We start from the raw sequence: 19,473 nt of genomic DNA on the forward strand, positions 1-19,473 counted from the left end.
CCGTCTAGCGTGCCGTGAAAGACGCGGTCAGCCGCTGGTCTCCCGAGTTAGATCCCAGAACCAGTCGGTATTCCCCTTTATACAATTTCCATTTGCCGGTAGCGAGGTCCCATTTCTGCAGTTCGGTGGCCGGGATCGACAGTGAGACTGTTTTACTGTTTTGCGCAGGGACGGTCACGCGTCGGAACGCTTTCAGCTCTCTGATCGGCATCCTGTCTCCCGTTGGATATTCGATATAGGCCTGGACGACCTCATCGGCGTCGAGACTGCCGGTATTACCGACCGTTAGGGAGAAGCTGACGCTGTCTTTCAGTGTATAGGTCTTTTGGGTTGCTGCTGCCAGGCATAGGTGAAGTCGGCGTAGCTAAGGCCATAGCCAAAGGGATACTGGACGGGGCCGTTGTAGTAGCGGTAAGTCCGGCCTTTCATGCCATAGTCGTTATAGGTGGGAAGGTCGCCGAGGCTGCGGTAGAAGGTCACGGGAAGGTGGCCGGAGGGAGAGACCTTGCCGAACAGGATATCGGCCAGTGCGTTGCCGCCCTGTTCGCCGGGATACCAGGCGAGGATGATCGCGTCGGCGTAGGGTTCGACGGAGGACAGGTCGATGGCGCTGCCCGCGGTAACGACGAGGACCAGCGGCTTTTGGCCGATGCTTTTGCGGAGTGCTTTCAGATACGCGATATGCGCCTGGGGCAGGCTGAGGTCGGTGCGGTCTCCGCCGTGGGCGGCGAGAAATGCGTCGCCTTCTTCTCCTTCCATGACGGGTGTGAGGCCGAGGACGGCTACGGTCACCTCACAGTTGGAGGCTGCCCGGGTACCGCCGAAGTGAACGGTGTCCTTGTAGTCGCAGCCCTGGTCGTATTCGATATGTACGCCGGGGCCTGCCGCGGCGGTGATGCCTTCCACGAAGGTGACCATATGGGAAGACACGCCGTGGTAGTTGCCGGACAGCGCGTCGAAGGAGAAGGAGTTGGGTCCCACGATCATCATCGAATTGGGTGTCTTCAGGGGCAGGACCTTGTTGTTATTCTTGAGCAGCACCATGCTCCGGGTCGCCATTGCCCGGGCCAGGGCGATGTGTCCGGCGTTGTGAACGCTGTCGGCGCCGTAGCTGCTGAAGGGGACTTTTGATTTGTCGTCAAAGAAGCCCAGCTTCATTTGTGTGCGCAGGAGGGCTGCGAGCGCGCTGTCTACTTCCTGTTTGGTTAGGAGTCCTTTTTGCACGGCTTCGAGCACGTCTTTTCTGGAGGATGCTGGAGCAGTCGAGGTCGACACCCGCCTTTATGGCAGCCGCGGCGGTCTCAACGGGACCAGGCAGTGCTTTGTGGCGGAGGAAGATGTCGTCGAGGGCGCCGCAGTCGGTCACCACGTGTCCATTGAAATGCCATTCTTCCTTTAAGATGCGGTGCAGCAGGGTGGGGCCCGAGCAGCAGGGCTCGCCGTTGACGCGGTTGTAGGCACACATGATGGATTCTACTCCGGAATCGACCAGTCTTTTGAAAGCGTAGAGATAGGTCTCGCGGAGGTCTTTTTGGTCGACGATGGCGTCGAACGTGTGCCGGTTGGATTCGGGGCCGCTGTGTACGGCAAAGTGTTTGGCGCAGGCCGAGGCCTTGAGGTAGTTGGGGTCGTCGCCCTGCAGTCCCTTGATAAATGCGGAGCCCATCGTTGCGGTGAGGTAGGGGTCTTCGCCGTAAGTTTCTCGCCGCGGCCCCAGCGGGGGTCGCGAAAGATGTTGATATTAGGGGACCAGAAAGTGAGGCCCATGTATTGTTCTCTGCGCCCGGCGTTGGTGGAGAGATTGTATTTTGCCCGGGCTTCGGTGGATATGGCGTTGGAGACCTGGCGGAGGAGGTTGTTGTCGAATGTGGCTGCCATGCCGATGGCCTGGGGGAAGATGGTGGCTTCTCCGGCGCGGGCTACTCCGTGGAGGGCTTCATTCCACCAGTTGTAGGCGGGGATGGAGAGGCGGTCGACGGCCTCGGCTGCGGAAGCCGAGAAGCTGGACTTTCTCTTCGGGGGTGAGGCGGGAGAGGAGGTCGTTTACGCGTGCCTGTTGGGGCAGGCTGGCGTCCCGGAAGGGTTGGGCTGAGCCGGCGAGGGTAGAGATGAGGAGGATGAGCAGTAAGTTGAAACGTATGGACATGGCGCTTGAATTTGGGGCCGTAAGATCGGTGAAATTTGGGAGATTTCAATCGGTTGCACGATTTCCCTGGTGGTAGTGGCGGACTGGACGGCCAGGATAATGTCCTGGACGATGGTGGCGCCGGGGGTGATCGTGACGGAGACGGTTTGGGGGGTGTGGCCGGGGGATGAGTAGGTGATCTCGTAGTTGCCGGCGGCGAGGGAGAGGGTGTAGAGACCGTTGTCGTCGGTAGAGGTGCCTTTGCCGCTGTTGGCGGCCTGTACGGAGACGCGGCTCAGGGGGGTGCCGGAAGGGGATTTTACCGTGCCTTTGAGGGTTCCGGACTGGGGTTGGGCCTGGGAGACGGTGGGGATAAGGAGGGTGGCCACCATGATCGGGAAGACGGTGACCAGCAGGAGGAGGAGGCGCGAAGTATTGACCTGTATATTTCTCATCGAAATTATTTAGAGGGCCACTTGTTGTTGGAGGGGTCGGTGTCTACAAAGATACCGCCGTTCAGTTCGAGGGACTGGACTGTTTTGCCGGCGGCGGGGGTAAAGGTCACGACGGTGTTTTTGGGGTTGTCCTTCCAGACGGCGGGTGTCTGGTGGCGGGTCTCCGTGGTGCCGTCGGAGTAGTGGATGACCAGATCGAAGGGCATGGCGAAGCCGCCGATGTTGGCGACGGAGACCTTGTTGCCGTCTGCACCGGTGATGGCGAGATCGAGGTAGCCGTTGCTAAAGTACCAGTTGTTCCAGAACCAGTTGAGGTCCTGACCGGAGACATCATTGAAGGTATAGAAGAAATCCCAGGGGATAGGGTGTTTGCCGTGCCACCTGTCCATGTAGGCGTGCAGGCACTTTTGAACTGGGCGTCACCCAGAAGGTCTTTCATGGCGAGGTAGCCGATGGACGCCTTGCCGTAGGCGTTGTTGCCATATCCGACTCCTTTCATGGCGTCCGCGGGAGTTATGATGGGCAGGTCTTCTTCCTGGGCGGGATCATAGGTGTAGGGATTGATGCGGAATTCCTTATAGGCGTTGTCGGCCCTGTCGACGCCGAGGTCGGCGCGGCCGATCAGCAGCTCGAGGGTGGTGGCCCAGCCCTCGTCCATAAAGGGGTAGCGGGATTCGTTGATGCCCATATAGAAGGGGAACCAGCTGTGCGCAATTTCGTGCTCCACGACGAAGCGGGAGAAGGTGGGGTCGTCGGTGGTGTTGTCGTTGACCATCATCGGGTATTCCATATCGGCATAGCCCTGGACGACGGTAGTCTTGGAGAACGGATAGGGTACGCCGGGCCAGTTAGCGGAGAGCCATTCAAGTGCGTGCCGTCCGAACTCTACCATCTGGTGGAAATCTTTTGCCGTATCGTTATAGGCGGACTGAACGCTGGCTCTTCTGCGGGTAGACGGGTCGACGACAACGCTGGATGCGTCCCATGCGAAGCTGGTTGCTGAGGGCGCAGGTGACGTCGCTGATGTGACCCGAGGTCCAGGTCCAGGTGTTGGTTGGTTTTTGGGCAGTCACTTTTCCCTGGAGGATATCGTCGGGACTGGCTACGCGCACGATGGCGTCGTTGCGCAGTGTCGAGGCAAATTTGCGGGAATAGGAGGAGGTCAGGACGTCGTCGGGATTCTTAAGATCGCCCGTTGCCCATACGATATAGTTCTTAGGAACGCTGACGTTGAGGATATAGTCGTTGAAGTCGTTGTAGAATTCCTGTGAATCCGTGAAGTCCATTCTGTCCCAGCCGCTATAGTCGTCGAACACAGCAACGCGGGGATAGAAATAGGCCAGAAAGTAAGTGGTGGAATCGATCATGCCTTCCCGGTTGCTTTTGAGGGAAACGGTATAGTGCCAGTCAAATTCGAGCTGGAGCGAATCGTGGGGCGCCAGTGGAGTGTTCAGTCGAACGTTCTTCCAGGTGCCGTCGCGCTCGGAGGCGCGCCATGTCTTTGCGGTACCATTCTCGGCATAGCGGTCGATGGTAACCCCTTGCGTCAGGTAGTCGGGCGTTTCGCCGACGATGCGGGCAATGCCGGGTTTGTGAATATTGGGGGTGAGGCGGACGACGATGACCCTGAGAGTGTCGGGGCTGTTGTTTGTATAGACGATCTTTTCCGTCCCGCGGATGGTTCTTTCCGGCGGAGCGGCGTTGATATTGATGACATACTTTCCGCTGTTCTGCCAGTAGTGGCTGCCGGGGCGACCATCGGGAGAGCGGGTTCCTTTTTATAGGCCTCCTTTATATTTCTGGGGGTGTAAAGCGGCTGGGCTTTTGCGGTCGAGAGGGAGATAACTGAGACCAGGAGGATGCAAAAATATCTTGCCATACAAACAGAAGTGTTTTATGGCGGGAAGGTATAGATAAATCTCAACAAAAACCCCGTTGCCGGGATAAGCAATCGTTTTGAATGGATCAGCGGAAATCGGACGCAAGGTGTTCTGTTTATAAATATAAGGAAAAGAATTTAATCCGGAACGATGATTCCGGAGGATGAAAGGAAAAGTATTAGTCCCGGATGGGTGATTCGGGGGACCGAGATAAGAATTTTTGAGGCCGCCCGCGTCGATGACGAGTTTTTGGAGGACGGAGGCGGGGTCGGCGAACCAGAATTTTAGTGTGTGGCGCCCGCGGCGGGTGACGTGATGAACAGATGTGGCGATCCGGATATTGTCGGCCACCATCCTGTCCCAGTTGCCGCGCGCTTCGTTGTCCCTGCTCATGTCTACCAGTTGAGGCTGTTCGTCGTCGATGGAGACGCCATAATGGATGGCCTTCCGGTTGAATTGAAGGATGGGGGAGAACCAAGCCTGTACTGTCACCGATCCGGTATCGGACAAAAAGACGTCGTATTCGAGCCGGGGGCTGTTGCCGCCGGGGGTAATTGAGGGAGCCGTGACAGGAGTGGCTTCCACGCCGGAGAGTGTCCGGCCGAGGTCCGGAATAGTCAGCCAGTGAATGCCGGAGGATTCGATACGACGCGAAAAGTGTTCCGCCTCCATGGAGACGCATCCCCCGGTTTCGATAAATATGTGCGGGGGAAATGTATGCCGGTTGGCTGTTACGGATATACTCAGTTCCTTTTTGTCCGGACCCGTGATGTAAATGGTTGCCCGGCTGCTGTTGGCGGAGGGAGTTTTTGACCAGTCGATGCCGATGCTGACGCGTTCCGCGGGTCTGTCCTCTTTGATCTTTACCCATGGCGCGTCGCAGCGGATGGTGTAACCGACAGGCGACGATGTGCGGCTGAATATATCGATGCAGCGCTCTTTTCTATCGATGGATTCGAAAGTAAGAGCGGGACCGGCGGGATCCCCGGCCACCAGGAAGGCGAGTCGTCGAGGGCCAGACCCCAGGCGGTGTCGGCGACAGGCGGCAGATCGATTGTCTTTACTTCGGGCATGCTGTTGTGTCTGGGCTCCTGCCAGTAGGTATAACCGATATGCGTCTGGTCCATCATATGGGGCCATTTACCGTTGGCAAGGGAGGTATTGTAATAGTGGGAAAGCGTAGAGTCTTTTTCGTACAGCAGGCGCGCTTTTTTGGCGAGCGCGTTGGTGGAGGCCCGGCCCTGGGTCGCGTAATATCTGTTGGTCGCGACGGTAAAATACAGTTCGTTGAGGTTGGCGCTTGCGAGTACCGGGTATCCGACGAGTTCGTACCATGCGTCCTGGGAGCCGGTAGGCAGCAGGCGGCCGATGGAGTCCGTGCGCCGCGCGAGACGGTTGTAGTCGCTGACTATTGCCGGGGCTTCGTTGTAGTTGAAGAGGCTGTAGGTGTCGGGCGAGAGCAGCTCGGGTTTTCGGCGGCCGTTGTATTTTGTATACAGGCGGATGATGTCGGCGACAGCGGATGCGTGCTGCGGGCCGAACTGTTGTGCTGCCCAGCGGCGCGTGTATTCATTCAGCTTTTGGGCAGGCCATTGGTCGGGGGACCAGGCGTAGTCGAGAAAGAACTGGGTGGGAAATTCCAGCGGCTTGATATCGCCGACGTTGACGATCCATATGTTGTCGGCGCCGTACTGTTTTGTCAGGTGCAGTTGTTCCCAGGCGCGGGCGATGGGGTTGGTGTTTATCCATTTGTAGTTGCGGGGACCGCCGACGTAGTCGAAGTGATAGTACAGGCCGTAACCGCCGGCCCGCGGCTTTTCGCCGGGCGGCGGGAGTTTGCGAACGTTGCCCCAATTATCGTCACACAGTAAAAGGGTGATATCGTCGGGTACGCGCATGCCTTTGTCGTAGTAGTCCTGTACTTCTTTGTACAGCGCCCAGGACTGGGGCGTGGCCGAAGGAGCTTTGCCTGTAACGTCCGCTATGATGGCGCGTTGGTTTGCGACGATCTTTTCGAGCAGGGCGATATTGCTGCCTTCCTCCATGGGTTTATCGCCGTCGCCGCGCATGCCCACGGTCACGATACTTTCGTGGTGGTCCATGTGTTCGATGCCCTTCCGCCAAAAGCTGTCGAGGACTGTGGCGTTGGCGGAATAGTCCCATGGACCTTTGCCGTATCTTTTCCACTCCTGCTGGGCGCGGAGCATGGGTTCGTGGTGGGAGGTGCCCATGACGATGCCGTATTTATCCGCGAGCACGGGGTTGAGAGTGTCGTCGTCGTTGAAGGCGTTGCCCCACATGGCGGGCCAGAGGTAGTTGGCTTTCAGGCGCAGCAGCAGTTCGAACACTTTCTCATAAAAGTCGTGGTTGAAATTTCCGAATTTGGCGTGCACCCAGCCGCTGAGGGCGGGTGCTTCGTCGTTGATAAAAAAGCCGCGGTATTTGACTGCGGGAGGGTCGACGACGGTGTCGAGGTGGTCGAGTGAGAGGTGGTCGCTATGTGCAACGGGGACGTCGGCCCACCAGTACCAGGGGCGATACGCCGATGGACTGTGAGAGGTGAAAGACGCCGTAGGCCGTGGCCCTTCGGTCGCTACCGGTGATGACCAGTGCCTGGCCGATATTCGGCCGGAGGTGAGGAATTGATTTAAGAAGAAAGGATTCCCATTTGCTTTTTATCCGTTCTGCGGAAATGCGACGGTCCTTTGCAAGCTGTTGTATCAGTGGACTGCCGTCGAGGCTGCCGATGATAATGAGCTGAGGGGTGGCGGTTTTGGGGAGACTGGTCAGGAGAGCGGGGCGTTTGCCGGTGACGCGTTCGATATCGTCCTGCAGCAGCGCGGCGGCCCTGTTCACCAGCCAGTGGTCGGCGGTGTCGGCGTAGATGGCAGGGACGTCCTGGCCGTAGCCGCGGAGGGCGAACAGCATTACAAATAATAAGGTCAACTTTTTCATGTTCTGAATCAATTAGAAGCCGATGGAATTCCCTCCGTCGACGGGCAGGACGACGCCCGTCAGGTATTTGGCCTGTTCGGAGGCGAGGAACAGGGCGGCGTCGCCGATGTCCGCGGGCTCTCCGAGGCGACCGAGTGGGGTGCGGCCCAGCGCCTTTTGCTTCCTTTCGGCGTCGCTGTTGAGTGCTTTTGCCGACATGTCCGTTGCTATGAATCCGGGTGCGATGCAATTGACGAGGATGCCTTTCGGGGACAGTTCGACGGCCATGGCTTTTGTCATCCCTTCGATAGCAGATTTTGAGGCTGTATAGGCGATCACTTTGGGGATGCCGTACTGGGAGGCCATCGAGCTGATGTTTATTATGTTGCCGCTGCCGTGGGGAAGCATGGTCTTCACGACTTCGCGGGAGAGGCTGAATACGGCTTTTACGTTGGTGAGGAGGATGCGGTCGAACTCTTCGTCGGTGACCTCGGTGAATTCCTTTTCATGTTGATGCCGGCGTTGTTGACCAGGATGTCGATGCGGCCGTAGCGGCCGGTCACCTGTTGCACGAGGGCGGGTATGGCTGCGAGGTCGCTGAGGTCAGCGGAAAGGGGGTGGCAGTTTGCGCCGAGTCGTTCTGCTGCCGCCATGAGTCTTTCCTTGTCGCGTCCGACGATGACGGTCAGGATTCCGGCGGCTGTGAATTTTTCCGCGATGGCCAGGCCGATGCCGGAGCCTCCGCCTGTAACGAGCGCTATTCGTTGAGTTTTATTCATAGTATTACCTTGATGTTCCGGGTGCGTAACTGTTAAAGTTGAGTTTTTCATAGTAGTCGAGGGTATGGGCGGGTTGTTCCGCGCCGGCCGGAAGGGGCTGGCGGGAGAAGGTCTGGAAATAGAGCAGACAGGCGTCGCGCCACCAGACCGCTTCGTTCTCCTGTATGGATAGCAGCATGGTTATCTGCCGGGCGCGTTGTTCGTCGATCCTGCTTTTTACTGACGTCCAGGCTTTCTCCATCCATCGGACGGAGTCGACGCCGGTGTAGTATTTATGACAGAGTTCCTGCCAGAGGGTGCGTCCGGTCTGCATGCGGTGGTCCCATGCAACGTGGTGCCACCAGAGCAGCCATATGTCGGGGCATTTGCCGGGGTCCTCCCACTGGGTGCGTGCTTCGGGAGCGTATTGCTGAAGCGCGTTGCTGCCCGTGGCGGTGCGGTCGAAGCCGATGCCGGCGGAGTCGGCCCTGTGAAAATAGACGGGGTTCCAGTCGGCGCGGGGGCCTTGTCGTACCAGGGCGCGGGACCGTAGTGGTGGCCGTAGCCCATGATGTGGTGAAGCCCTAACGGCGTCATGTAGTCGACGGTGATTTCCCGGGAAGCAAGCATCATTTTTTTGACCGTATCGACGAAGGCGGGGTCGTTGGTGAAGGTCTGGCGGATCCACTCGTCGGCGATCGCCGCGGACGATAGCCGGTGGTCCCATGCGAGGCGGCCGAAGGCATACCAGTTGGCCTGACCGAAGGGGTGGCCGCACCAGTCGATGTCGTTGCCGATGTTCGCGACGCCGGCCATTCCGGTTATGGTGGGGTAGACGGGGGGACCTGCGTCGAGGCATTCTTTGAACAGGGGGGCGAGGTATACCAGGTGCGTGGAGAAGCCGAGGTATTCCTCGGGTCAGCTGGAACTCGAGCATGAGGGGAGTCCGGGGCATGGCTCCGAACAGGGGGTGAAAGGGCTCGCGCGGCTGAAAGTCGATCGGGCCGTTCTTGACCTGCACCCATACGTTCTTATGGAACTGGCCGTCGAGCGGCCTGAATTCATTGCAAGCTTGTTTGGCCCGGTCTTCGGACGATTCGCTGTAGACGAAGGCGCGCCAGATGACGATGCCTTTGTGCGGCGCCAGTGCGTCGGCGAGCATGTTGGCGCCGTCGGCGTGTGTGCGACCGTAGTTCTGCGGGCCCGGTTGTCCTTCTGAATTGGCTTTTACGAGGAAGCCTCCGAAGTCGGGAATATATTTATATACTTCGTCCACTTCTTCTTCCACCAGTCCTGTACGGCGGGGTCCAGCGGGTCGGCGGTTTTGAGTCCGCCGATGGTAATGGGGCTCGCGAAGTTGACGGAGAGATAGACTTTGATGCCGTAGGGGCGGAATACGCCCGCCAGGGCGGCCGCTTTTTCCAGAAACTCCGGGGTAAGGATCAGCGGGCTGGCGTTGACGTTATTAAGAACCGTGCCGTTGATGCCGACGGAGGCGTTGGCGCGGGCGTAGTCGGTATAGCGCTGGTCGAGGTATTTGGGCAGGGTAAACCAGTTCCAGATGGAGAAACCGGCATAGCCTCTTTCTACGGTGCGGTTGAGGTTGTCCCAGTGATCGAGGATCCGGTAGGGCAGGGATGGGGCGCTGCTAATATTGAGGTTGACGATCGGTTGTTGTGTCTGAATCAGACGGATGAAATGAAAAATGCCGTAGAGAAGGCCGTTGTCTGTGTTGGCGGTGATGAGAGTCACGTGCTTGCCGGCTATCGTTACCGACCTGATGAGGAAGCCTTCTTCGCCGAGCGGGGCGAGGTCTTTTTCGAGGTGGAGGCTGGCGACGGTCGTCAGCCGGGCGGGCGTGCCGACTATCAGCGCTCCTTCGGTGAGGATGTTGTGGAGGACGGGGAGGGGTTTGCCCACGAGGCCTTCGAGGGCCTGCGTCAATTCTTTTTGGGCTGTGGGGGCGGCTTCGATACGGAGGGCGGTCAGGTGCGGATCGCTGACCTTGTCGTAGCGGAGCCAGAGGCGGTATCCGTCTTCGGCGTGGAGGCCGATGTGAAAAAGAAGGGCGGTCAGCAGGAAGAAAAAGGTTCTCATGGGCGGGTGGGTTGCCTGCTTACCGAGGAGTCCCGCAGGATCAACTCGGAGCGCAATATAATGGTATTGGTGGAGTGGATGTTGGATGTGCCGCTGAGGTGGTCGATCAGGTTGCGGGCGGCGACCTGCCCCATCTCATAGCCGGGGTAGTTGATGGTAGTCAGATTGGGTTCGACTACCGTGGCCACCGGGTCGTTGTTGAAACCGACAAAGGCGATATCTTCAGGCACGCGTATGCCCATTTGTTTGAGGGCTATTATGCAGCCGACGGCGCAGTTGTCGTTGGCCACGAAGACGGCGTCCGGAAGGGGATCCATTTCCCGGATGCGGGCGGCAGCTTCCGCGCCAGCCTCCTGGCTGAGGTTGCCTACAATAATATAGTCTTCCAGGAAGGGGAGGCGCTGGTCGGCAAGAGCCTGTCTGTACCCCTGGAGACGATCAATATATACGTTGCGTTTTTGTGTGGCGGTGATGTGGACGATCCTGCGGCGTCCCTGACTGATGAGGTGGGTGGTAGCTTCGTAGGCCGCTTTCCAGTTGTTGATGAGGATGCAGGTGCAGTCCTTCTGGTCGGCGGTACGGTCGAAGAAGATGAGGGGGACCTTTTTTTGATGAAGGACTCGAAGTGAGCCAGGGAGTCCGTATCGTAGGTCAGTGAGACCAGCAGGCCGTCGACCCGGTTGTTAAACATCGTGACCGCATTGGCTATTTCCTTTTCGACCGACTCGGAGGACTGGCTTATAATAAGATTGTAGCCCTCACTGGTGGCGATGTTTTCCATGCCGGCGATGACGGAGGACATGAAATGGCTGTTGATGCGTGGGATAATTACGCCTATGGTATTGGTACGCTGCGTCCTAAGGTTGCGCGCAAAATGGTTGGACCGGTATCCCATCTCATGGGCGAGGTCGGAGATCTTCTTTTTAGTCTTCTTGCTTACTACAGGGTCGTCTTTCAGGGCTCTGCTGACCGTGGCAACCGATATATTCAGCTTGCGGGCGAGGTCATAGATGGTTATTTCCTTCTCGTTGCTCATACAATCGTTTACATATCGAAAATAAGGCTAAAATTCGGATATTTTTTCTAAAAAAGTGTAATCGGTTACATTTTTTCGCAAGTGCCGCAGGCATGCGGATTCAGCGCTCAGTTGGTCGGGACGGAGGCGAACGGGAGTAGACTAAATCGTAGCCGGGATGGGGTGTCCGGGAAGCGCATCCGGACGGAGGCGATCTTTCAGGTGACCAATATCGTTAGTGCGGACGCCCGAAGGCGATCGGATAGCGCTGGAATTGGCATACTCCCAAATGATGCCGATATTGCGTTTCAAATTAATCATATGCGCAATATAATTGGGAAGGGTTGGTTGCTGTCGGGAATGATCCTGTCGGGTTTGGGGGCTGCCGCGCAGGTCAAGGTTCCGAGGCTGGTGAGCGACGGGATGGTGCTGCAGCGGGAGATGCCGATCCATATCTGGGGCTGGGCGTCACCGGGAGAGAAGGTCACGGTGAAGTTCGGCGGTGAGACGGTCAACGGGGAGACTAACGACCGCGGGAAATGGGAGGTGACGCTGTCGCCCAAAAAGGCGGGCGGCCCTTATGTAATGGATATCAACGGGATCAATCATATCTGGCTGAAGAATATCATGGTTGGCGAAGTGTGGGTATGTGGCGGGCAGTCCAATATGGAGCTGCCGATGGAGAGGGTTAAAGAGAAGTATCCGGACGTGATCGCCCACAGTGAAAATGCGGCTATCCGGCAGTTCAGGGTTCCGCTACGTTATGATTTCAACGGTCCGCGGGAGAATCTTTCCGGCGGAAGGTGGGAGTCGGCGAACCCGGAGACTGTGCTTTCCTTTTCCGCGACGGCTTATTTCTTTGCGCGGTCGATCAACGAACGCTATCATGTGCCGGTTGGGCTGATCAATACGGCTGTGGGGGGCACGCCGGCCGAGGCGTGGCTGAGTGCGGACGCACTGCGCTTCTTTCCCGAATATGCTGCCGAGGCAGCCCGGTACGCGGATACAAACAATATCAACAAAGTTATAGAGGGCGACAGGAAGGCCGGCGAGGACTGGTATGCCCGTGTGTGGAATGAGGACAAGGGATTGCATGAGGGCAAACCCCGGTATGATCCGTCAAGTCCTGCGAGTGACTGGAAGCCGATTGAAGTGCCAGGGTACTGGGCGGATCAGGGGGCGGGTAGTATCAACGGCGTGGTCTGGTACCGGAAAGATGTCGATGTGCCGGCTTCGATGGCGGGGCAGTCCGCGAGACTGCTGCTGGGCCGGATCGTGGACAGGGATTCGGTATATGTCAATGGGAAATTTATTGGAACTATCGGGTATCAGTATCCGCCAAGGCGCTATGAGGTGCCGGCGGGGGTATTGCAGGCCGGAAAAAATACCATCGTCGTGCGGGTGATCAACAGTTCGGGCAGGGGCGGTTTTGTTCCCGACAAGCCTTACAGGCTGATGGGGGCGAAGGATACCGTCGACCTGAAGGGACAATGGGCGTATAAGGTAGGGATGGTCTCGGGGCCTTTGCAGCCGCAGACCTTTATCCAGTATAAACCCATGGGCGTTTTCAATGGGATGATCGCTCCGCTGACGGACTATACCATCCGGGGCGTGATCTGGTATCAGGGTGAGTCCGATGTGGAGAAGGCTGCGGAGTATCAGGCCTCGTTTTCGGCGGTGATAGCAGACTGGCGGCGGCACTGGAACGAGGGTCTTTTCCCTTTTATTTTTGTGCAGCTGGCGGGTTACGGACCTGTAAAGGACCGTCCGGAGGAGAGTCATGAGGCGGAGTTAAGGGAAGCGCAGCGGATGACGCTGTCTGTGCCGAGGACGGGGATGGCTGTGGCGATGGATCTGGGGGAATGGAATGATCTTCATCCGCTGAACAAGGAAGACGTGGGTAAGAGGCTGGCTTTGTCGGCGGGGCATGTCGCCTATGGCGATAACGATATGATCTGGACGGGGCCGCAGTACCGCTCGATGAAGGTGAAGGGCGAAAAAGTGCATGTGGTCTTCAACGAAGCGGAGAGCGGGCTGATCGTCAAAGGCGGCGGAGAGCTGCGTGGTTTTGCGGTTGCTGGCGCGGACGGCAGGTGGGAGCCTGCGAAGGCTGTCATCGAGGGGAAGAATGTGGTGATCGCCTGGAGTGAGGCCGTGCCCAATCCGGTGGCTGTGCGGTATGCCTGGGCCGACAATCCACAGGGTGCTAATTTATACAACAGGGATATTCTATTCCACGACGGCTTGCCGGCGCCCTCCTTCGCCGCGAGGGTAAAGGAAGGCAAGGCAAAATAAGCGTTGGTTCTAGCGCTCCGACAAGTAATGCTTGTCCGCCGTTGCACGGGGCTGGATGATGGTCAGCGTGAGGCTGCTGTCTTTGGACAGTGCGGGCAGCCAGCGTGCGTTGCAGAACATAAATATGCTTTTTCCGGATGTCTTCCCGGAGACTATGGCGCCGACGTATTCGCTCTGAAAGCGGGGTTCCGAAAAAATGTTCTTCATGGCTCTGTTCTCGAAGTTGGTGGGGTCGAGGAGGCCGTTGTACGCGTTGGCGGCCTCGTGCCGGTTGGCGACGATCGTGGGCATCAGGATGTCGGGTTGTTCCTGGTAAAAAACGTCTTTGTTGAATGCGGCGTGGTCTCTTATTCCTTTCCGGTCGCCGGGGCTATGTCCCATTTTTTTGTCGTTGAGGCCCATGAGGTCGAATGTGGGGCCGTCGTAGTCAAGCGCAAAGCCACCGACCGCGATGACTGCCGCCGAAGGTTTGGTAGTCTGAGGAAAGAGGGTGTTGAGTTCTTCTGCGATGGCTTTTCCTTGTTTCGCCAGGACGAATTCATTTTCGATATCGTTGTGGGGTGAGCTTTTCAGTCCGAACAGGCTGTTGATGGCGTAGAAGGCGCAGAACAGCAGGACTACGCCTCCGAGATAGAGGCGGGATTCGTTCGTGTAGAATTGCAGGAGGACGGGAATGCCCCAGATGGCGGGAAGGAGGAGGTACTGGTAGAAACGGAAGCCGCCGAAGTGGTCGTCGCCGGTGACACAGGGCAGTAGTACGGCCATCCAGGTGAGGAGTGACAGGACGAAGAGGCGGGCAGACGCGCGCCATTTGTAAGAGAACAGCAGGTACAGCAACAGTGCGAGTACGAGGAGGGTGACTAGCGGGTTGTAGCGGGCGAGAAAGTTCTGTGCGTAGCGCAGGCCGTTGGTGAGGTTATACCATCTGTCGGGTGAGACCTTCGCGTAGTAGGTATTGGGCAGGGGGTATCCGAAATAGCGGGTGCGGAACAGCACGAGTACCACGGTGGTAAGAATGGACAGGCCCAGGAAGGCTGTGGGGAACAGGATGCCGAGGCCTTTTTTGCGATAGATCCAGACTAGGGCGCCGGTGAAGAAAATGATCCAGGCCATGGCTTCGGGCCGGCAAAGGATCAGGAGGGGGCGAGCACCAGCAGCAGTATTTTATCGGATATAGGCGGATTTCCGCCCGAATAACTTTTCAGCAGAAGAATGAGGATCGAGGTGTACAAGAAATTCCACAATGCGTTCTCCATGAGGCTCAGGATCGACCAGGTGACAAAGCCCGGGCCAATGCAGATGAGGTAGCCGCAGAAGATGTAAATGAAGTAGCGCCGGAGGGGTAGGGGAGCAAAAGTATCGACGTCCTTAACTACTTCCTGATAGACCATAGTAACGGTAAGGCTTGTCAGGATCAGCTGGAAGACGACGATCAGCGTCTCAGGGTGTGCGGTCAGGTGGTAGAAGCCGCTGCAAACAAGGACCCAGAGCAGAGAGGTAAAGCCTTCCACTCTTTCCCCGCCTTTATTGAAGACAAAACCTTCGCCGTGTGCCAGCCGTCGGGCATAGTTCAGGAATATATCGGCGTCGTCGATACCGGGCGCGGGGCGGCCCAGATAATAGTAGGAAACCAGCGTCAGAACGGATAAAAGCAGGAAAAAAAGAACAAGGTGTTTGACAAGGCGCATGCGATTTTTAATTTACTTTGTAAGCTTACATAATATAATTTTTCTTTATGAAAGGACCCTATTTAATGGAAGAAACGATGCGCTGGTATGGCCCCAACGATCCGGTCAGTCTTTGGGATATCCGGCAAGCAGGGTGTACGGGTGTGGTGACCGCATTGCATCATATACCAGTTGGAGAGGTATGGACTTTAGACGAGATTATCAAACGAAAAAAGGAAGTAGAGGCAGCAGGGATGCGCTGGACAGTGATCGAGAGCCTCCCGGTACATGAGGATATCAAGAAACATACCGGAAATTATGAGAAATATATCAATAACTATAAGGAGAGTCTGCGCAATGTGGCGAAGGCCGGGCTGGAAGTGGTGACGTATAATTTTATGCCCATCCTGGACTGGATGCGGACGGATATCGCCTACGAGATGCCCGACCGGAGCAAGGCGCTTCGATTCGAAAAGGCGGCTTTTATTGCATTCGATCTGTTCCTGCTGAAGAGGCCGGGGGCGGAGAAAGACTATTCGGCTGCCGAGATCGAAAAGGCGAAAGCGCGTCTGAGCACGATGAGCGAAACGGAGAAGGAAACGCTTTACCGCAATACGCTGCTTGGCCTGCCGGGCAGCGAAGAGCGATTTACGGAAGAGCAGATCCTGAAGGCGTTGCAGACCTATTCCGGTATCGATGCCGCCCAACTGAAGCAGCACCTGTTCTATTTCCTGCAGCAGGTGGTCCCCGTGGCTGAAGAGCTGGGGCTGAAGATGGCGATCCATCCGGATGACCCTCCCTATCCCATTCTTGGGCTGCCGCGCATCGTTAGTACCGAGCAGGACGCGCGTGAATTGCTGGACTGCGCCCCATCGCCCGCCAACGGGCTTTGTTTCTGTACCGGTTCCTATGGGGTCAGGGCCGATAACGATCTGGCCGGAATGGTCCGTCGTATGGGCGACCAGATCCATTTTATTCATCTGCGCAGTACGCTGCGGGACGCGGAGGGAAATTTTTTCGAGGCCGATCACCTGGACGGAGACGTGGACATGGTGGCGGTGATAAAGGAGTTGCTGGCTGTACAGAAGAAGAGGGGTATATCGCTGCCGATGCGTCCGGATCATGGGCATCAGATGCTGGATGATCTCACTAAAAAGACGTATCCCGGATACAGCGCGATAGGAAGGCTTCGCGGTCTGGCGGAATTGCGGGGAGTACAGCGTGCGCTGGCGACCGGGTTATAAGCATGAAATTCCCCGATATGAGAAAATATCTGCTTTTTATTTTGCTGGTTTCGGCGGCGGCGGGCCTGCGGGCCCAGGCCCCTGCGTATGGCGGTAAGCTAAAGCCGGAGCAGGTGAATATGGATATCCGGCATTATACGATCGACCTTGCGCTGAATATTCCCGATCGAAGCCTGTCTGGATATGCTATAGCGGACGTGCGGCTAAAGGAGCCGGCTTCGGTGCTGCTGCTGGACCTGATGGATTCATTCGCTGTAGCTGCGGTGACCGTCAACGGCAGGGTCGCCGGCTTTACCCATGACCATCACGAGTTGCGTATTACGGGCAGCTGGCAGGCGGGGCAGGCCGCGGTAAAGGTCGTCTACTCCGGGCGGCCGATGATCGCGAAGAGACCGCCGTGGGATGACGGGTTTACGTTCACGAAGGATTCTACCGGGCATCCCTGGGTGGCGGTGACGGCCGAGGGGACGGGCGGGAAGCTCTATTTCCCCTGTAAGGATCACCCCTCCGACGAGCCGGATGAGGGCGTCGATCTTACTATCAGGGTCCCTGCCGGGCTGGTCGTAGCCGGTCCGGGGCTGCTCGTGGATAATAAGAAGGGCGTGTATCACTGGCGGACGACGTATCCCATCAACAACTACAGTATCGTTTTTAACGTTGGGGACTATGCGGTGGTGAGCCGGGATTATGTGACGGTCTCGGGGCATAAAGTACCGATGCAGTTCTATGTACTAAAAGAGCATCAGGACAGGGCGGCGCACCAGCTGGACATGCTGGCGCATATGGCGCAGATAAAAGAAAAATACTTTGGCGAGTATCCCTGGGTGAAAGAGAAGATCGGACTTGTGGAGACCCCGCACCTGGGCATGGAGCACCAGACGATGAATGCCTACGGCAATAAATTCAGGTATACAGCTATCGGCGGTCAGGATTTCGACGGGTTGATGAACCACGAGTTCGGTCACGAGTGGTGGGGAAATAAGGTGACGGCAGGGGACTGGGCCGACTACTGGATACACGAAGGGATCGGTACGTTCGGGGATGCCTTGTATACGCTGGATATGGAAGGGGAAGCGGCCTATGAGAAGATATTTCAGCGTGATGTTCCGAGGATCAGGAATAACAAGCCCATCGTGCTGGGTAAGGATATCGCCGAAGAGGATGCCTATCACCCCGATATCTACCCGAAGGGTGCATTTTTCATGCATACGCTGCGGTATATTCTCGGCGACAGTATTTTCTTTCCTACTCTAAAACATTTGTCGACAGACAGCAATACGACCTATGCGAATACCACGAGTACGGAAGACGTGCAGCGGCTGTTCAGCGGGGCGGCTGGCCGCGATCTGTCCCCATTGTTCCATCTCTTTCTGTATACGACGGACAAACTGGAGGTCGGCGTCAGGCTGCAGGACTCCACGCACTGGCAGGTGAAGCTGCTGAATATCGATATGTCTCTGCCGATGGAGGTCATGACGAGCGGTGGGACCAGCACTAAAGTGCTCGACAAAAAGGAGTGGTTGTGGTCAGCGAAACGATGCCGCTGATCGATACAAAAAGTTATTACCTGAAAAAAGTTATTTATGAATAATCCGATGTTTGGCGCAGCTACCTATACGGGCCGTCGTCAGCGACTGAAAAAGCAGGTGGGCAAGGGGCTGATCCTGTTGCTTGGAAATGAAGAAAGCAGTATGAACTACCGGGACAATCTTTATCCTTTCCGGCAGGACAGCAGCTTCCTGTATTTTTTGGGTTTGGACAAGGCCGGACTTGCGGCGCTGATCGATGCCGACAGTGACAGGGATGTCGTGTTCGGGGATGACCTGACTATGGATCAGATCGTCTGGACCGGGCCGCAGCCTTCGCTTGCGGAGCAGGCAGCGCCGGCGGGGATCACCGACACGAAGCCGTATGCGGAGCTCGGCAGGCAGCTGGCGTCGGCGGTTGCCGCGGGAAGGACGATCCATTTTTTGCCTCCTTACCGTCCGGAAAATCTGCTGAAGATCAGCGAATGGCTGGGTATTGCGCCGCCGGCTGTCAAGGGCAGGGCTTCGGTCGAACTGATCAGGGCGGTCGTTGCACAGCGCAGCATCAAGTCCGCGGAAGAGGTCGTACAGATCGACGAAGCGGTCGATACGACGGCGGCCATGCATCTGGCGGCTATCACCGGCGCAAGACCGGGGATGACGGAGGCGCAGCTTGGCCGGTGGCCTGCAGGCCATCGCCATCAGGGGCGGCGGGAACCTGGCGTTCCCCACGATACTTACGGTCAACGGACAGGTGCTCCACAACCACTATGGTCCGACTGTAATGAAAGAGGGCAGGCTGGCCATCTGCGACAGCGGGGCGGAGAACGGGATGCATTATGCCGGAGATATGACCCGGACCTTTCCGGTGGGGAAAAAGTTTACGCGTCTGCAGCGTGAGATGTACGATATCGTGCTGGGCTCACAGCAGGCGGCAGTTGATGCGTTGAGGCCGGGCATCATGTTCAGGGATGTGCATACATTGGCCGCGGAGAAGCTGGTGGAGGGACTGAAGGCGGCCGGAGTGATGAAGGGCGATCCCGGGGAGGCCGTAGCCGCCGGGGCTCATACGGCGGTCTTTCAGTGCGGGCTTGGGCACATGATGGGGCTGGACGTACACGATATGGAAGATCTTGGTGAGGAGTATGTGGGTTATACCGATGAGCTGAAGAAGAGTAAGGAGTTCGGGTGGAAGTCGCTGAGGCTGGCCCGCGCGCTTGAGCCGGGATTTGTGGTGACGATCGAGCCGGGGCTTTATTTTATCCCGGAGCTGATGGATCAGTACAGGGCGGAGAAGAAGTTTATGGATTTTATCAATTATGATAAGCTGGATGGTCTGAGGGATTTTGGAGGGATAAGGATCGAAGAGGACCTGCTGATCACGGAGTCCGGAAGCCGGTTGTTAGGCAAGCCGCTGGCCAAGACGGCTGATGAGATCGAGGCATTACGCAGTTAAGGGGTCGTCTTCGGACGACCC

16 protein-coding genes and 7 pseudogenes are annotated in these 19,473 nt (G+C 57.2%); 6 read left to right on the plus strand and 17 right to left on the minus strand.

Annotated features, from left to right (window positions below):
* Positions 1 to 4: 4 nt before the first annotated feature.
* The 6 genes and pseudogenes from ACQ86N_RS09955 to ACQ86N_RS09980 all read right to left on the minus strand — a co-directional run bounded on the left by ACQ86N_RS09955 (position 5) and on the right by ACQ86N_RS09980 (position 3,947).
* Positions 5 to 343, minus strand: a complete 339-nt coding sequence (locus ACQ86N_RS09955) for a fibronectin type III-like domain-contianing protein (protein ID WP_431217343.1) — start codon at positions 341 to 343, stop codon at positions 5 to 7.
* Positions 310 to 1,224, minus strand: coding sequence for a glycoside hydrolase family 3 C-terminal domain-containing protein (locus ACQ86N_RS09960; RefSeq protein WP_431215023.1), 915 nt, complete (start codon positions 1,222 to 1,224; stop codon positions 310 to 312). The genes ACQ86N_RS09955 and ACQ86N_RS09960 overlap by 34 nt, the downstream gene beginning before the upstream one ends.
* Positions 1,139 to 1,962, minus strand: a pseudogene (locus ACQ86N_RS09965) (glycoside hydrolase family 3 protein). The gene ACQ86N_RS09960 and the pseudogene ACQ86N_RS09965 overlap by 86 nt, the downstream one beginning before the upstream one ends.
* Before the next feature lie 81 nt (positions 1,963 to 2,043).
* The gene (locus tag ACQ86N_RS09970; RefSeq protein WP_431215024.1) at positions 2,044 to 2,580 is read right to left on the minus strand and encodes a carboxypeptidase-like regulatory domain-containing protein; all 537 of its coding nucleotides are present in this window, start codon (positions 2,578 to 2,580) and stop codon (positions 2,044 to 2,046) included.
* Between the two features lie 106 nt (positions 2,581 to 2,686).
* Complete coding sequence (locus ACQ86N_RS09975) at positions 2,687 to 3,472, minus strand: hypothetical protein (RefSeq protein ID WP_431215025.1); 786 nt, start codon at positions 3,470 to 3,472, stop codon at positions 2,687 to 2,689.
* 25 nt (positions 3,473 to 3,497) lie between these two features.
* Positions 3,498 to 3,947 (minus strand): hypothetical protein, encoded by a 450-nt coding sequence (locus tag ACQ86N_RS09980; protein ID WP_431215026.1) that lies wholly within the window; start codon positions 3,945 to 3,947, stop codon positions 3,498 to 3,500.
* Positions 3,948 to 3,980: 33 nt separating this feature from the next.
* Between ACQ86N_RS09980 and ACQ86N_RS09985 the strand changes: the two genes are divergently transcribed.
* Positions 3,981 to 4,364, plus strand: coding sequence for a hypothetical protein (locus ACQ86N_RS09985; RefSeq protein ID WP_431215027.1), 384 nt, complete (start codon positions 3,981 to 3,983; stop codon positions 4,362 to 4,364).
* On the opposite strand, the gene ACQ86N_RS09990 is transcribed toward ACQ86N_RS09985, so the two are convergent.
* The 9 genes and pseudogenes from ACQ86N_RS09990 to ACQ86N_RS10030 form a co-directional block, all read right to left on the minus strand.
* Positions 4,359 to 5,453 (minus strand): hypothetical protein, encoded by a 1,095-nt coding sequence (locus tag ACQ86N_RS09990; RefSeq protein WP_431215028.1) that lies wholly within the window; start codon positions 5,451 to 5,453, stop codon positions 4,359 to 4,361. The genes ACQ86N_RS09985 and ACQ86N_RS09990 overlap by 6 nt on opposite strands.
* A gap of 527 nt (positions 5,454 to 5,980) precedes the next feature.
* A pseudogene (locus ACQ86N_RS09995) lies at positions 5,981 to 6,886 on the minus strand (glycosyl hydrolase 115 family protein); the annotation flags it as partial.
* Between the two features lie 70 nt (positions 6,887 to 6,956).
* The gene (locus ACQ86N_RS10000) at positions 6,957 to 7,415 is read right to left on the minus strand and encodes a hypothetical protein (protein WP_431215029.1); all 459 of its coding nucleotides are present in this window, start codon (positions 7,413 to 7,415) and stop codon (positions 6,957 to 6,959) included.
* Between the two features lie 12 nt (positions 7,416 to 7,427).
* Positions 7,428 to 8,224, minus strand: a pseudogene (locus ACQ86N_RS10005) (SDR family NAD(P)-dependent oxidoreductase).
* A pseudogene (locus ACQ86N_RS10010) lies at positions 8,178 to 8,968 on the minus strand (hypothetical protein). Before ACQ86N_RS10010 ends, ACQ86N_RS10005 begins: the two co-directional pseudogenes overlap by 47 nt.
* A gap of 157 nt (positions 8,969 to 9,125) precedes the next feature.
* Positions 9,126 to 10,249, minus strand: a pseudogene (locus ACQ86N_RS10015) (alpha-glucuronidase family glycosyl hydrolase); the annotation flags it as partial.
* Complete coding sequence (locus ACQ86N_RS10020; protein ID WP_431217344.1) at positions 10,246 to 10,842, minus strand: substrate-binding domain-containing protein; 597 nt, start codon at positions 10,840 to 10,842, stop codon at positions 10,246 to 10,248. The gene ACQ86N_RS10020 and the pseudogene ACQ86N_RS10015, both read right to left, overlap by 4 nt.
* Before the next feature lie 344 nt (positions 10,843 to 11,186).
* Positions 11,187 to 11,285: pseudogene (locus tag ACQ86N_RS10025) on the minus strand (helix-turn-helix domain-containing protein); the annotation flags it as partial.
* Positions 11,286 to 11,426: 141 nt separating this feature from the next.
* Complete coding sequence (locus ACQ86N_RS10030; protein WP_431215030.1) at positions 11,427 to 11,585, minus strand: hypothetical protein; 159 nt, start codon at positions 11,583 to 11,585, stop codon at positions 11,427 to 11,429.
* On the opposite strand from ACQ86N_RS10030, the gene ACQ86N_RS10035 reads away from it, so the two are divergent.
* On the plus strand, positions 11,586 to 13,559 hold the full coding sequence (locus tag ACQ86N_RS10035; RefSeq protein ID WP_431215031.1) for a sialate O-acetylesterase: 1,974 nt from the start codon (positions 11,586 to 11,588) through the stop codon (positions 13,557 to 13,559).
* A 9-nt stretch (positions 13,560 to 13,568) separates the two neighbouring features.
* On the opposite strand, the gene ACQ86N_RS10040 is transcribed toward ACQ86N_RS10035, so the two are convergent.
* Positions 13,569 to 14,672: a hypothetical protein gene (locus tag ACQ86N_RS10040; protein ID WP_431215032.1), complete on the minus strand. Its 1,104-nt coding sequence runs from the start codon at positions 14,670 to 14,672 to the stop codon at positions 13,569 to 13,571.
* Between the two features lie 20 nt (positions 14,673 to 14,692).
* Positions 14,693 to 15,247: a hypothetical protein gene (locus ACQ86N_RS10045; protein ID WP_431215033.1), complete on the minus strand. Its 555-nt coding sequence runs from the start codon at positions 15,245 to 15,247 to the stop codon at positions 14,693 to 14,695.
* A gap of 47 nt (positions 15,248 to 15,294) precedes the next feature.
* Here ACQ86N_RS10045 and uxuA point away from each other — a divergent pair, with 47 nt between their 5' ends.
* The 4 genes and pseudogenes from uxuA (at position 15,295) to ACQ86N_RS10065 (ending at position 19,452) form a co-directional block, all read left to right on the plus strand.
* Positions 15,295 to 16,470, plus strand: a complete 1,176-nt coding sequence (uxuA, locus tag ACQ86N_RS10050; protein WP_431215034.1) for a mannonate dehydratase — start codon at positions 15,295 to 15,297, stop codon at positions 16,468 to 16,470.
* A 17-nt stretch (positions 16,471 to 16,487) separates the two neighbouring features.
* Positions 16,488 to 18,017: a M1 family metallopeptidase gene (locus ACQ86N_RS10055; protein WP_431215035.1), complete on the plus strand. Its 1,530-nt coding sequence runs from the start codon at positions 16,488 to 16,490 to the stop codon at positions 18,015 to 18,017.
* 48 nt (positions 18,018 to 18,065) lie between these two features.
* Positions 18,066 to 18,371, plus strand: a pseudogene (locus ACQ86N_RS10060) (aminopeptidase P N-terminal domain-containing protein); the annotation flags it as partial.
* A gap of 298 nt (positions 18,372 to 18,669) precedes the next feature.
* Positions 18,670 to 19,452 carry a M24 family metallopeptidase gene (locus ACQ86N_RS10065; RefSeq protein WP_431215036.1) on the plus strand — a complete coding sequence of 261 codons (783 nt, stop codon included), beginning with the start codon at positions 18,670 to 18,672 and terminating at the stop codon, positions 19,450 to 19,452.
* The last annotated feature ends 21 nt before the right edge of the window (positions 19,453 to 19,473 follow it).

The organism is Puia sp. P3 (genome assembly GCF_050632245.1).
GTDB lineage: Bacteria > Bacteroidota > Bacteroidia > Chitinophagales > Chitinophagaceae > Puia.